Source organism: Pseudoalteromonas piscicida, from assembly GCF_000238315.3.
Lineage (GTDB): Bacteria > Pseudomonadota > Gammaproteobacteria > Enterobacterales > Alteromonadaceae > Pseudoalteromonas > Pseudoalteromonas piscicida.
On the sequence record NZ_CP011925.1, the window covers coordinates 671,408 to 685,656 of the forward strand.

The 14,249-nt window shown below is 45.0% G+C and carries 12 protein-coding genes; 4 read left to right on the forward strand and 8 right to left on the reverse strand.

Going from position 1 to position 14,249, the window contains the following annotated elements; all coding sequences use genetic code 11:
- Positions 1–3: 3 nt before the first annotated feature.
- Positions 4–2,829 carry a TonB-dependent receptor plug domain-containing protein gene (locus PPIS_RS22460; RefSeq protein ID WP_010375326.1) on the forward strand — a complete coding sequence of 942 codons (2,826 nt, stop codon included), beginning with the start codon at positions 4–6 and terminating at the stop codon, positions 2,827–2,829.
- Positions 2,830–2,908: 79 nt separating this feature from the next.
- On the opposite strand, the gene PPIS_RS22465 is transcribed toward PPIS_RS22460, so the two are convergent.
- The 4 genes from PPIS_RS22465 to aroQ form a co-directional block, all read right to left on the reverse strand.
- Positions 2,909–4,504, reverse strand: coding sequence for a PepSY-associated TM helix domain-containing protein (locus PPIS_RS22465; protein WP_010375323.1), 1,596 nt, complete (start codon positions 4,502–4,504; stop codon positions 2,909–2,911).
- A 3-nt stretch (positions 4,505–4,507) separates the two neighbouring features.
- Positions 4,508–4,762 (reverse strand): hypothetical protein, encoded by a 255-nt coding sequence (locus tag PPIS_RS22470; RefSeq protein WP_010375321.1) that lies wholly within the window; start codon positions 4,760–4,762, stop codon positions 4,508–4,510.
- Positions 4,763–5,291: 529 nt separating this feature from the next.
- Positions 5,292–5,747 carry an azurin gene (azu, locus tag PPIS_RS22475; RefSeq protein WP_010375320.1) on the reverse strand — a complete coding sequence of 152 codons (456 nt, stop codon included), beginning with the start codon at positions 5,745–5,747 and terminating at the stop codon, positions 5,292–5,294.
- A 254-nt stretch (positions 5,748–6,001) separates the two neighbouring features.
- The gene (aroQ, locus tag PPIS_RS22480; RefSeq protein ID WP_248694176.1) at positions 6,002–7,207 is read right to left on the reverse strand and encodes a gamma subclass chorismate mutase AroQ; all 1,206 of its coding nucleotides are present in this window, start codon (positions 7,205–7,207) and stop codon (positions 6,002–6,004) included.
- 284 nt (positions 7,208–7,491) lie between these two features.
- Here aroQ and PPIS_RS22485 point away from each other — a divergent pair, with 284 nt between their 5' ends.
- On the forward strand, positions 7,492–8,166 hold the full coding sequence (locus PPIS_RS22485; RefSeq protein WP_010375318.1) for a TorF family putative porin: 675 nt from the start codon (positions 7,492–7,494) through the stop codon (positions 8,164–8,166).
- 136 nt (positions 8,167–8,302) lie between these two features.
- The gene (locus tag PPIS_RS22490) at positions 8,303–8,752 is read left to right on the forward strand and encodes a DUF4920 domain-containing protein (RefSeq protein ID WP_019647446.1); all 450 of its coding nucleotides are present in this window, start codon (positions 8,303–8,305) and stop codon (positions 8,750–8,752) included.
- Here PPIS_RS22490 and PPIS_RS22495 read toward each other — a convergent pair.
- The 4 genes from PPIS_RS22495 to PPIS_RS22510 form a co-directional block, all read right to left on the reverse strand.
- A complete protein-coding gene (locus tag PPIS_RS22495) occupies positions 8,726–9,025 on the reverse strand; it encodes an AzlD domain-containing protein (protein ID WP_010375316.1) in 300 nt (99 codons plus the stop codon). The two genes, PPIS_RS22490 and PPIS_RS22495, sit on opposite strands and share 27 nt — an antisense overlap.
- Positions 9,022–9,705, reverse strand: a complete 684-nt coding sequence (locus tag PPIS_RS22500) for an AzlC family ABC transporter permease (RefSeq protein ID WP_010375315.1) — start codon at positions 9,703–9,705, stop codon at positions 9,022–9,024. Before PPIS_RS22500 ends, PPIS_RS22495 begins: the two co-directional genes overlap by 4 nt.
- Before the next feature lies 1 nt (position 9,706).
- On the reverse strand, positions 9,707–10,507 hold the full coding sequence (locus PPIS_RS22505; protein WP_010375314.1) for an AraC family transcriptional regulator: 801 nt from the start codon (positions 10,505–10,507) through the stop codon (positions 9,707–9,709).
- A gap of 98 nt (positions 10,508–10,605) precedes the next feature.
- On the reverse strand, positions 10,606–11,079 hold the full coding sequence (locus PPIS_RS22510) for a nuclear transport factor 2 family protein (RefSeq protein WP_010375312.1): 474 nt from the start codon (positions 11,077–11,079) through the stop codon (positions 10,606–10,608).
- Between the two features lie 468 nt (positions 11,080–11,547).
- Between PPIS_RS22510 and PPIS_RS22515 the strand changes: the two genes are divergently transcribed.
- Positions 11,548–14,202, forward strand: a complete 2,655-nt coding sequence (locus tag PPIS_RS22515; protein WP_010375311.1) for a glycoside hydrolase family 16 protein — start codon at positions 11,548–11,550, stop codon at positions 14,200–14,202.
- Positions 14,203–14,249 lie beyond the last annotated feature (47 nt).

Sequence of the window (14,249 nt, forward strand, 5' to 3'; positions counted from 1 at the left end):
GTTATGACAATAACAAAACAAAAAACGACTTTGGCGTTGGCAATCGCCAGCTTATGTGGTTCGGGCGCTATGGTGTGGACGGCCCCTGTGTTTGCCGAGGAAGCAGCGTCGGAACCTGTTGAGAAGATCATGGTGACGGGGTCGCGAATCGCGCGGGCAAACCTAAGTAAACCCGGCGCGGTAACCACAATATCTAGAGCGGATATTGAGCAAACTGGATTTAAAAATATTGGCGATATGCTGCAAAATCTAACGGTTTCCGCCAGTGCACCTAATGCTTCTCAAAATGAAAATACGTCGGGCGTGACAAACTTCGACTTACGCGGTTTAGGTGCACAGCGCACATTGGTCTTGCTAAATGGCCGCCGCTTACCAAACGGGGGTAATGGCGCGGATGCTGCGGTTGACCTGAGTGCTATTCCTACTGCGATTATTGAACGTGTTGAAATTTTATTGGATGGTGCCTCTTCTATTTACGGCTCTGATGCGGTGTCTGGTGTCGTAAACATTATTACTCGCCAAACGGGCGATATTTTTGAGGTCAGTGGCTCCATTGGCCAATCTGCTGAAGGCGATGCTGATACAACTTCTTTGGAACTCGTAACAGGCATTGTTGGTGATAAAGGGCGCTTTATGGTGAGTGCCAGCTACGATGAAAAACAAGAAGTGTATGCTGGTGACAGAGATTTTAGCCGCTTTGATTTAACCCTCAACCCCGATGGCAGTTACGGCCAAGGCGGTAGTTCCGCAATGCCATGGAGTAACCTAAAAGTCACGGATGAAAATGGCAAGGAGATATTTGTTACCCGAGGCCCAGAGTATGGCGAGTGGCGTGAAACTATCTCCGATGCGTCACTTGCGCAAAATGACTTATATAACTACCAAGAGCCGAGCTTGCTGCAAACGCCTTTTGAACGCTATAGCATGAGTGCGTTTGGCGAGTATGATCTTGGCAATTTGAAGTTTTCGGATGACGTGGTATTCAATTTCGAGGCGCTTTATTCACATCGAAAATCCACGACCAATGGTGCGCCTCAGCCATTAGTTCCAGTTTGGGGTGGGTATTTAGATTTCACTTACTCTCCTGATAATTATTACAACCAACAATTCGGTCCAAAAGACAAAGATGGTAATCCTTATGCCATCAATGACTGGCGTCGCAGAATGGTGGAAACCAATGGCCGTATGAACCATGTGGAAAACAGCCAATACCGTATTGTGATGGCGCTCTCTGGTGATTTTAATGCTGATTGGAGCTGGGAGCTGGCCTACAATTTTGGTCGCAACTCAAACAAACGACTAAAAACTGGTATATTCAATTGGCCAGCGGCTAAAAATGCGGTTGGTCCTACCCACTTTGATGAGCAAGGCGTGCTGCGCTGTGGTGCTACACCGGATACGCTAATTGCGGGTTGTGTGCCGCTTAATATTTTTGGTCAACCCGGTACCGACTCTGAGATCTCCGAGGACATGCTAAATTATCTCTCTGGTGATTGGCCAGGGATCCAACAAGGTCATAACCAGATTAAAATCGCCAGCGCGAACGTAAGTGGTGTCGTGGCGAGTTTGCCTGCGGGCGACCTCGGTGTGTCTTTTGGCATCGAAAATCAAAAGGTTGAGGCGCGCAATCAAACAGATGCCGTTTCTATTAATATTTTAGTCACGGATGGGTTAGGTAGACCAACTGGTGGTGAATATTCGCTCAATGAAGCTTATCTAGAAGCTGTTGTACCACTGTTATCAGACCATAATTGGGCGCAGAGCCTAGAGTTAAACCTCGCGACTCGATATTCAGACTTTGATACGTTTGGCTCGACCACCAATTCAAAAGTAGGCGTATTTTGGGCGTTGAATGAGCAGTTGAGTTTTAGAGGGACTTGGTCACAAGCATTTAGAGCGCCTAATGTGGTGGAACTTTATAAAGGAAGGTTACCTGGCTTTGAAAATGGCGATGATCCTTGTGCGGTAGCCAATCCAAACCAAAACTGTGTCAGCACAGGCGTTCCCGCTGATGGTAGTTACCGAGAAACGATCGGGCAGATCAGAACCAATACTGGCGGTAACACGGAGTTGGAACCAGAAACCGCGACGAGCAAAACACTTGGCGTGATTTATCAGCCGAGCTGGCTTACTAACGGTTCAATCACCTTAGATTTTTATGACATCCAATTAAAAGATGCCATTGGTAACATTAGCGCGGTGACCAAATTGAGTGAATGTATGAATAATGGTTTGTACTGCGACTCTGTTCATCGTGTTCAATCCGGTGAGTTTCAGGGGGTGATCACCGGCGTTGATGTATTTAATGAAAACCTCAATGCATTAAATCGTCAAGGGGTAGACGCTGAAGTTCGTTTTGACATCGGGCAGTTTTCATTTGGTGATTTGAGTACCGCACTAAACTGGTCATTTGTGAGTAAACATGAAGTCATTGAACCAGGCCTTGCAACCAAAGACAGAGCCGGACAGCGCGTTAATGGCCAGATGGCGGTGCCTGAGCACAGAGTTAACTTTGCACTTAATTGGCAGCATGACGACTTTAGCGCAAGTTGGCAAAGTTACTACATCGATTCGATGTTAGAAGAAGTATCGGTTAAACAAGGTGACCAAATCGTTAACTTTACCAATACCGTTGATAGCACGCTGACACATAATGCCCAAGTAACCTACCATGCAGACTCTGTTGATACTCAAATTACGCTGGGCGTTAACAATCTATTGGATGAAGCGCCGCCTTTTGCGACGGGTAATGGAAATAACGCAGATCCCATTCATTCGTCTTTATATCTGGGTCGTGAGTACTACCTAAGATTTAAGACAGAGTTTTAATTTCACATTGTTTCCCTGTGAGTGTATGGCAAAGCGGGCTATGTAAGCCCGCTTTTTTATTATTCTAGATGCTGTTTGATTAGCTCATGGTTTGTTGTGGCTGCTGATCTTGCGAAACAGGCACAGAAGTTTTTGCTGCCGCGTTGATCCGTGACACTGTCTTCCAACAAATCAAGGCCATTAAACACATAAGTGCAGTTACGATAGCAAAGTCAACTCTCGTTTGGGTGGGTAAGGTATTGTACTGGCAGACAAAAGACGCCGCATTCATGACCGCGCTTAAGCAATAGCAAATACCACTTAGACCTAATAATACTTTGCTAAACGACAATACGTGCTTTGCGAATTGGCTGCTAATGAGTGCAAAGAGAAAGGCTGAAAACATCGAAAACTTAACCGTCTCTAGTTTGTCTATGTGACTTGTCGATAGAAAAGTCGTCATCGCGAATCCGATGGCGATGGCCAATAGCACACCGATAAAGCCACCTGATGTTAATCGTTTTACAAACAATAGACTTTTAGCGCTTTGCTTTTTCTGCTTGGCACGCTTGTCAATCCACAGCAAATTACCGGTAACGATTAAATAGGCGGTTGCAAGGCCAAGACTCAAAAATGCCAGTCGCATGCCATACCCAGCAAAATCTCCAAAGTGAAGACTCGCGATGGTAGAGAGCCCTGCGCGAACAGCGTTGTCGTAGTTGTTTTCAGTGAGATAAATTTGTGATTGGTCGTTTAGTGTGTATTGTACTTCTTTGTAATTTGAAAAAGCATCGTTACTTTTCGCGGTAAAACTCACTACTGCGTTTTTGTCGCCAAAGTGGGTGATTTCCACCGTTGTGAGCGATACATCTCCTAACGTATCTAGTGCTTGAAGTCTTAGTTGATCGACGCCGCGCATTGGTCGTGATTGCTCCAGTGCTTCAATGTTTGGTTCATTAAATCCAGCTGCTTGGAGCAGAGCCGTTTGGTTACCACCGTAAAGTAATACGGCGTATGAAATCTGATAAATGATAACGAGATTAAATACTAATCCTGTGAAGGCATACATTAAGTGAAATGGTAGGCCCATCGTGCCAATTAGATTATGCGCATCTAGCCATTTGTCTTTTTTACCTTCGGCGCGATATTGGAAAAAGTTTTTGGCTATTTTGCGCCAGTGAATGATGACCCCGCTTAGCACAGCAACGAAGAAAAAGAGGGTGATGATCCCAACAAAATAGAGTCCGGCGCGGCCAAGCCCTAAATCATAGTGCAACTCATAGAGAAAACTGGCAAATTCAAATCTGTCGGCATCAGCGAGGACTTCTCCCGTCTGTGGTGATAGCAGAAGGTGCTGGTCTTGATGATCTTCGCCCGTGATCGGGTGCGGCTCGTCTAAATGGGTTGCAAAGTAAACTTCAATAAAAGGGTTATGTGGCGTAGGCTCGCGCATAAAAAAGCCATGGTGTGTATCGACATCGTATTGCTGCGCAATTGATGTGATCGCTTTGTCGTAGGAAATAGCGCTAAGTGGCTCGTTAGACTGGGCGGCTAGGGAGGCACGTTCCCAGCCCGTGATGTTGTCTCTGAATAGACTCAAAGATCCCGCAATAAACACAATGAATAGTACCGTTGAAATAATGATCCCAATCCATGCATGTGCTTCGGTCAATGATTTTAGTGTTTGATTTTTCATTGTTTATCTTATTAACAGTAATGCTGTGTTTAGTAGCATAGAGGGAATAAAGATAGCAAACAAAGGTTTGCACGCGGCTTTAGCGCTTGAAAGTGCATAGCTCCAAACTAAGATCGCCGCCCATATCGGAAATGCCAGCACCAGACCTATCATCAGCTTTGTGGACTCTGAAAATGGCAGGAGCAAGTTGAGGTTTAGCACCAAAGAAATAGACAGTAACAGGCCTAAGAAAAACCCAACTAACGTTTTAGGCCACATAACTTAGTCCTCCAAAAAATAGAGATAGCAAAAAGATAAGTGTTGAGCATAGATAGAGGCGCTTTACTGAGTATCCACTTATTAGAGTCACCGACACCAAAGAAAACATAATTAAAACGAGACTGGCTAACATTGCAGAAATAATTGGGTACTGCAGAGTTAATATAATTACCCCAGACAAAACAAGGACTACAGCCATACTGTATGCTATGGGTTTATGTATCGAAGAGGCCAAAAATCGTTGCTTAGGACTTGCTAAGTAGAGCAACACGGCGGCAAACCAAAACGGTATAATTGAGAAAAAGCTCATGATGGTGATAATCATTATTGTTTGCAATTGATTGTAATGATTATAGGTATGTTGTTCAAGGGGTAAGTAATAATTGCAGTGAGAGAGATAGCCTAACTGGAGTGGGGCGGCAGAATGCTTGAAAAAACCGCTTGTTCATCAAGGTATAAAGCTCCCCGAGTGGTAACTGTAAGAGCGGGTTTTTGAAAAGGCTCAGTATAAACTCCGCTCCGAAAATGGCTAACTAAGTGTAAAGGTGCCTTGCATAATGGCGAAATGGCCCGGGAAGGAGCAGAAGAACTTGTAGCTGTCACCTTGCTTTAACTGCTCAGTAGAGAAGGTCACTGTGGTTTGCTCGCCACCGCCAATCACCTTTGATACGGCTAAAACGCGGCTGTCGTTTGGCTTTACATAGCTATTATTTGCACCTGCCGACATGCCATCGGTTGCAACGGCTTGAACATCTGCAGCTTTGCTCAACACCCAGTTGTGACCCATGGTAGTGGCTGGCAGCTTGCCCGTATGCTTTAACGTGACTGAAATTTCTTTACAGCTAGATGGCGCGCTGAGTGATTTTTTAGAAAACTGCATCATGTCGTTGGCTTCGATGCTGAGCTCACATTCATTTGCTGATGCGGCATGAGAGAAGAGAAAGGCACCTAGACTAAGTAATGTGATGGAAAGAGAGGTCTTCATATTAACTCCTTAATTAAAAATCATTCTCATTATTATCTTTGCCAAGATGAATGTAAATGGATGCAGATCAATAAAATGGGTCTTTGCATGAAGTGACTGAAATTAAAGAGTGAAAAGCAAAGTGAAAGTTTAACAGGCCCATATGTTTCGGCCATCAACGCAAGGAAAAACCGCTGATGTCATTGGTGTAGCCCTAATCAGGCAAGACATCAGCTAATCCGACTTGTTGCTATCGCAACAAGTCGCTAATTTGTTTATGAAGCAGTGATAGTGCAGTTATCCACCCTACGCACCTTTTGCAGTGCTGAAAAGAGTCTAGTTTTGTCGTTTGCAAAGAGCTGTTCGGTGTTTATTATTTGGTTAAATAAGCCTGCCAGTTCATCTGTGAGGTTACCGTGCTTGGCAAGATGCTGGGTCAGTGTTTCAAGAATGGCTGCACCAAGCTGATTTAATGTGCTTCTTAGCTGATCCAAATTGGCATCTTCGTTTGGTACGCCCTCAGCCAGCCATTGTGCCCGGTATCTGTATTGAATAGCCTTTGCTGCATCCATTTGTGCTTGGAAAAACGTCTCTACGCTTGCACTATCCAGACATTGCTGGCGGGCTTGCTCTAGCGCTTTTGAAAGCACAGTGGCTTCACGGGATAAGTCTTCAATTGGCCTGTGTTGTTGTGCTTTAAACAGTGCTACAGGCTGCATCTGAGCAAGGCGTTGGTTGATATGTGAGAATAACACCTCTGCAGAGTCTGTTCGCATTTTGACCAATGTATTCGCCTTTTCAACGATCTGTGCCAGCGCGGCGCGAGCTTCATCTTCGCTTATCGGCTGAGACCGTTTTTCCACTTTCATCAGACCAAACAGCGTATGGTTATCCGCGTTATCCTGAACGCTTACTTTGCGTAGTGCCAGCTCTGGGTAAACCACTTTGAGTGCGCAGCTACCTACGGCAACGGTGTTTTGATCAAATTGTCCATTTGCAAGTAAGCGAGCCGCTTCGTTGGTGCCTTTGGGCACGGGCTTGGTTTGTACCTGATGAGCATTGAGCCAATGACCAATTTGGCTCAGAGCTGCTGGGTGGGATGCTACATGCGTAATTTTAGCTGTCTTGTTCAATCCAAAAACACACATTTCGATGGGCATATACACAGCGCCACTCAGCTCAGTTACCTTGTAGTTACGCATCGCATTGACAATGGCTGGGACCAGTTGTCCTTCAATAGTGGAGTTGGCCAGCGCGCTAAAGGCCCAGCTCTGCGCTTGTGCGGCATTGGCATAAGTATGCTCAGGGGTGCCCGAGTAAAAGCGCTCATAGTCCTGCGACTGGCGGTTGGCGAGTAGGTCAAGTGCGGCATGATTAAAACTCCCCGGCCCTGCTTGTATATAAACAGACGCGGCTTGAGTTGTCAGCGTAAATAGCAGTGTGGGTAACGCCAGTAAGCGAAATATAAATGACAATTTCAAGGGCTTTTCCAAAGGTTCTACAGGCAAAAAACGCATCCTAACAGAACCATTAGGTGCTGTCCTGCAAGCGGAGTGATTTATTGATAACTCACAGCGCACTTTATGTACCTGCTTACTCGCCTTTTAGCATCAATGAGTACTTTTTTATTACCGCCAGCCAGACGCTTATAAAACGAAAAACAATCATGCCAAGCACGTTAAAAAGTGGATGAAACTGTGTCAGTGACAGGGTGGGAACTGCGGTCTATGCTTGAAATGACTGCAATTAAAGGGTGATTTCAAAGATGAAAAAATACTGGCTGCTGCCATTGTTGGTTACTCCACTATTCGTCAACGCGGCGACATCTTCTACTGTAACATTGGCTTCCGATTATTTATTTAATGGCGTGAGTCAAACTAAGGAAGACGAAGCGCTTCAAGTCAGTTTAGATTGGTTTGGAAAAAGTGGCTGGTATGCTGGAGGCTGGGTGTCTCAAGTAGATTTTGGAGATGGCACGGATTTAGAAGGAGATCTGTATGGTGGCTACAAATTTACGCTAACTGAAAAATTAAAGCTTGATGTTGGTCTCTCGCAATATACCTATCATGGTGATGATGTGAGTTCTGATTATAACTATGCAGAAGCCTATGCAAAGTTTAATTACGGCCAGACAAATTTAGACTTTTGGTATGCATGGGATTACTTTGGAACAGGGGCTGCTCATGGGATAGTGATGCTCACGCATAGTATCCCAATCACAGATCGGTGGTCACTGACGCTCGGGGTTGATCATTCAATGAGCTTTGATAGTGATAAATACGAATGGGAGTCGGGTGATGATGACTATACCCACTGGCATCTAACTGGAACTTACTCGATTAGTACGTGGTCTTTTTCATTGGGTTATGAAAGCAATGATATTGATTCCTATGCAGATTCTACATTTGTGGCGTCAATTTCAAAAACATTTAATTTCTAAATTTACCTTTTATTAACTTTTGTGTTGATTTTAGTTGCGAATTGTACTTTTATATAGCTATATGATTGATGCTCCATAACTTTTTATAGGAGTAAGCAATTGATGAGGTAATAGTGATAAAAGCTATGGAGTCGCAATGATGAAGGATACGATAAAACTAACAGCACTCTCTTTGGCGGTATTTTCTCGGTTTAGCTTTTCAAGCCCGCTAGAATTTGCCGGTGGTGCAGACATGTCTAAGTTAGTCGAGGCAGAGCACATATTGCCAAATCTCAATGACTACACAACAAACCTTGTGACCGTAAAAGGGGTGGTCACTCATGTTTGCAGAAAATTAGGTTGCTGGATGACGCTACGAGTCGCAAATGGCCTAGATGTAAATATCGAAGTTGAGCAAGGCGATATGGTATTTCCACTTGCTGCGATTGGCCGTGAAGCCCATGTGACAGGGCGCTTCGAAGCGCTAAACCAGCGCGCATTGGTTTGCGTGAGTAAAGCAGACAATGAAACGGCGCTCATGCGTTTGGGGTTTAATCCAACGGCCGTAACCATTTCGCATTTAGTACAGCAAGTAAAACACAGCTAGGCTCCCAAATGTGGTGACATAGAGGTTTTTAAAGCGAAACGCCAGTATTACCGCGACCGTTGCGGCGACCAAATAGGGGTTGCTTGGCGTGATGGCAAGGTGTTTGTCCTGAATAAATACAATGGGTACCCAAATGGCGGTCAGTACGCAAGGGGCGCTAAAACTTAAAAAGCGTTGTAGTTTAGGACCGATAGTAAAAGGCAGTTGTTTTGCCAAAAATAAATACCGAGTTGCAAACGTGACACAAGCCATGGCTAAAATAGTGGTGATCATACATGCTCCTTTTTACTTTGTAGCACATATCCCACCGACATTCCGAGCAGTGCTGAGGCAATTAAACCAAATTCAAAATGGATCAGTTTGAACACTAAGATAGTTACGGCCGACGTTAAACAAGCGCATAACACGGGTAATGCGTTAATACTCGGAACCACTAAAGCAATAAATATTGCTGCAATCGCGAAGTCTAAGCCAAGATTGGTCAAGTCAGGTAAAAACTGACCTGCGACAATACCTATGAGCGTCCACAGATTCCATGCAACATAAAAGCTACCACCTGCGATGAGCGCATACACGAGCCGAAGTTTGCCTTGGTAGGCTCGGTGGTGATGGGAAAACGCAAACAATTCGTCAGTGAGAAAAAACGCAATGGGGCCACGCCATTTAAGGGGCTTATCTATCATTTTATTGCGGATAGCAAGGCCGTAGAGTAAATGTCTCGCGCTAATAATAAAGGTAGTCGCAAGCAAGGTGATAAGCGCTGTGTCTTTGGCAATAAGCTCTATTGCCACTAACTGCGCCGAGCCTGCAAAAACTAATAACGACATTAACTGTGCTTCGAGCGGCGTAAAGCCATTTTGCACGGCAAGGGAGCCACACAATATTCCCCAAGGAAGTACGGCGAGATTTAATGGCAACATATCCCAAAAGCCTTTGCATACTGCGACTTTCATATTAACAAGCCTTGCTATATTGACTGGGTGTGATCCCCATATTCTTTTTAAAATGACGGTTGAAGTGGCTTTGATCATAAAAGCCGACGCTTAATGCTGCATGGGAAACACTTTTGCCACTGCGCAGCAATGCCTTGGCATGATTAAGCCGGTGTTGTATTTGAAAGGCATGGGGAGTGAGGCCTGTGTGGGCCTTAAACACGCGAATAAAGTAAAAGGGACTCATGCCGACAAGGCTCGCTAAGGAGTTGAGTGACACATCTTCAAATAAATTATCCAAAAGAAAATGGCGTGCTGTGGTAATTCGTTGCTTAACCGAAGGGATTTTTGTATCGAATGTGACTTTGCCTTGCTTATTGCTTAAATAAGATAGCAGAGTAATAAGTTGAGACTGCTTTTCAAGCACGCTGGTACCACATTCTAAGACGTTAAAAGTGCTGTTCATGAGTGCCGCAAGTACTCGGTCGTGTACCACTGCATCATGGAAAAAAGGAGCCATTGCCTTACCATCACCAAGAAACTGATTGAATAGTTCAGGCGTTGGGTAGAGTGAACGGTACGAAGACTTATCTTTGGATGCCTTTCTACAGTCGTGCACCTGCTCTGCATTTATCAAAATGACACTATGCTGACTAGCTAAGTGTTCACCGCCGCTGCGGTAGAATCGCTGTGCACCACTATCCACTATGGCAAGCGTATAGCCGCTGTGGCTATGTCTACCAAAGTCTTCCTGCTTATCAATGTTGTGTAGTACTTCTAGGCCACCGAGCTCACGATGAAAACTAAACTTTGAGTGTTGCATAATTCTCTCCCCCATTGATGAAAAGCGTATCTGTCTTCACTCAATAAGTCTTGTACAAAATTGCACAATGCCACAAACAATAACCGGGTCAATAACGCCTAATGCCAAGTCTCTTTTTTGATCACGTTAACAAGGCGGTGATTGATTAAGCATCGGCCATCGATTACTTTAAGCTCGTCTTCATACACGCCGTTAAATACGGTGATTGGGGCATCTGATTGAGATTTTGGCTGCTGATAAAGAACAAAATAGCTTTTAGCACTAAACTTATTTGCCGCGATAGGTTGAATATCGGCACTGGTTATCATGTGCATACTCTTTGTTGTTTTTATGGCTTGTTGCTGCCTTATTGTTATTTCTTCAGCACCAGTAATATTGATATTGAGTGCTGGGATACTAAATGTTGCATCCTGTGTAAAAACACTTTGGTATGCTTGTGTTGAACCCGAATCTCGATATTTTATGTAATTGTGCAGTGTCGTCTCACAGAGGCGCTGGTCACTGCTTGGGTTGGTGGTCGTGCAACCACTCATAACACCTGCCGCTGCAACTAAGAGGAAATATGATTTCATAAAGTGACCCTAATTTTTTGTTCTCAGCCTGAGGCTCAATAATCTCAGTGAGTTTAACGGTATTGTCAACCAAGCGAAAGCGCATGATTTATCCTGACGTAACGATTGCGTAAACACGTAAAGCCCCTTTACAGCTTTTTCTGCTGCGGTTTTATTAGGTGCAACTGATCTGTTTAGTCTGTATTTATAGCATGCAGATTTTCACCTTATGACAATTTAATATTGACGAATAAATTAACTTAGTTTACTTTTGTGAAAGCGCTTACATTTTGCGTGTGTTTTTTTAACTTCATTTGTAAGCGCTTACATTTGTTGCTGGGAACGCGCTGGGTATTCTTACAGCGTATAGCTAAATAACCTGTTCTGAGAAACGATGAGTTAATCGACTGCTTATCTAAGCCTCAGGTTAAATAATAAAGTTCTTAGTATTCAACCATTTGACAACGACGTTTTGCATCGGGGTAACTGATGAAAATTGCAGCAAGAAAATTAACAAGGCTATGTACCGCAATCTCTGTGGCTATCATAGCGGGATGTGGCGGAAGCGCCGAGACAGAAACTAATTATAAATCCGTTGATACCACAACGCCGGTTTCAGACTGGACGCTAGTGTGGAGCGATGAATTTGATAGAGATGCGATAGACACATCTAAGTGGACGCACGAGGTAAATTGCGACGGCGGTGGCAACAATGAAAAACAGTGTTACACCGACAGTGAACAGAACGCGTTTATTGCCGATGGCATGCTGAATATTGTCGCTACCCCTGCGCAAGCAGGCGCACAACTGCCGTATACCTCGGCAAGATTGAACACCAAATATAAAGCTGGTTTTAAGTATGGCAGATTCGAAATGCGGGCCAAGCTACCAAGCGGGCAAGGCAGCTGGCCGGCGTTTTGGATGTTGCCTACGGATGAGATTTACGGTGGCTGGCCCAAGTCTGGTGAAATAGACATCATGGAAGCGGTAAACCTCAAGGTCGCTAATGAAGACGGGTCGGTTGAATCTAACGTGCATGGCACGCTTCATTACGGCCGTGATTGGCCTAATAATGTTCACACCGGTAAAGCATACGCCTTACCTGATGGTGTAAATCCAGCCGATGACTTCCATACCTATGCTGTGGAGTGGCAAGAGGGTGAGATCCGTTGGTACGTTGATGGTTATCTCTATGCCACGCAACGTCAATCGGAGGTTCGTTACAACTCAAAGCAAGAAGCGGTTGGTTTAAAACACCGTGGATGGTTTGCTGAATACTACGAGCAAGGCTCTGGTGAGCTGGTTACTCATTGGGATAGTGCGCCTTTTGATCAGCAGTTTCACCTTATCTTAAACCTTGCCGTTGGCGGTGATTGGCCAGAAAACGTTAATAATAAAGGTATCGACTCGGACGCCTTTGTGAACGGACAATCGTTTGTGGTTGACTATGTCAGAGTGTATGAATGCGGCTCTAATCCTGAAACGGGCAAAGGATGTGAAACGGTGCGCCCAGGCTACGACGACCTTGAGGATGCGTTAGTCGAAGGCGAAGCACCTATTCCGTCGCCACCTTCTTCGGGTATCGCTAAAAACCTAACCATCTTTGATGATAATTTTAACGCTAACTGGCCTGCTTGGGATTGTTGTGGTGGCTCTATGCCTGCATTGGTTGCAGACGAAAGCCGTGGCAATGTTGTTGAGTTTGTAGTCGGTGAGACGCCAACCGTAAATGGCTTTACCAGCCGTGCCGAATTTATCACAGATCCAAGCGGTAAAGCCTCGCCATTTGATGCAACGAGTATGCTAGAAGCGGGCTATATTCGGTTCGATATGCAAGTGACACAAATGCCTTCAGACCCAAGCGCTGCATGGAAATTTAAAGTTGAAAGCCAAGGTGCTTCTAGCGCTGCTGAACTCGATCTTTTTGCAAGCGTTGAAGGACAATCACCAGCCGCAGGCTCGTGGCAAACTTATACCTTCCCACTACAGCAGTTGGCTGATGCAGGACTTGATGTATCAGCTATTGATGTCGTGATGATCTTCCCAGCATGGGGTGCCGGAAACGGTGCTATCTATCGTGTTGATAAGGTTGAGATTGCACAGGATACAAACTTACCTTCGTTGACCTTATTTGAAAATGCCATTAACGCTGAGTGGCCGCTTTGGGATTGTTGTGGTGGCTCGACACCGACTGAAGTCTCTGACGATGCGACGCATGGTATTGTTGCTGAATTCACGATTGGTGACACACCAACGGTAATGGGGTTTTCGTCTCGAACAGAAGTGGGCGGAGCTGGAAAGCCGTTTGATGCAACTGCAATTTTAGCAGGTGGCGTAGTACAGTTTGAGATGAAAGTCATGAGCTTACCGTCAACGCCTGATGCCCCTTGGCTACTTAAAATTGAGTCTGACAATGCCGCGAGTGCGGTTGAGCTACCACTATCTGAATCACAAGAAGGTGTAGCACCACAGGCCGGTGAATGGCAAACCTATACTTTCTCAATTGAAGCTTTGGCTCAGGCAGGACTTGACCCAAGTGCAATTGATGTGGTGATGATTTTCCCAGCCTGGGGCTCAGGTAGCGGTGCGGTTTATCGTGTTGATAACGCAAAAATCTTTCATCCTAACGGTGGTAAGGCGAGTGGCGGTCTAAGCTTATTTAAAGATCAAGCTGCTGAGCAGTGGTCAATTTGGGATTGTTGTGGTGGCTCTACACCCACAATAGAAGTAGACGAAGATGCAGCCCATGGTCAAGTTGCGCAATTTGTTATTGGTGCAACCCCAACCGTGATGGGGTTTTTAGCGGATGATGATGTCTATTATGATGCTTCCCATTTACTAGAAACTGGCGTAGTTAAGTTTGATATGAAGGTGACTTCAACACCAGCAAATATCGACGCTCAATGGCTATTTAAAATTGAGTCAAATGATGCCAGTGCAGCGGTAGAGCTTGCTCTTAACCAAAGCGCTGAAGGTAAAGCTCCAGAAGTTGGCAAATGGCAAACGTATACGTTTCCACTTCAAGCTTTGTACGATGCTGGACTCGATATTAGTGCCATTGATGTCTTGATTGTATTCCCCAGCTGGGGAATGGGCGAAGGCGCCGTTTACCGCATAGACAATGTTGAAATCGTCAGTCAATAAGCCAGTGTGGATCGCCAATAGTGTTTTGAACTCGGTGATCCAGCAGC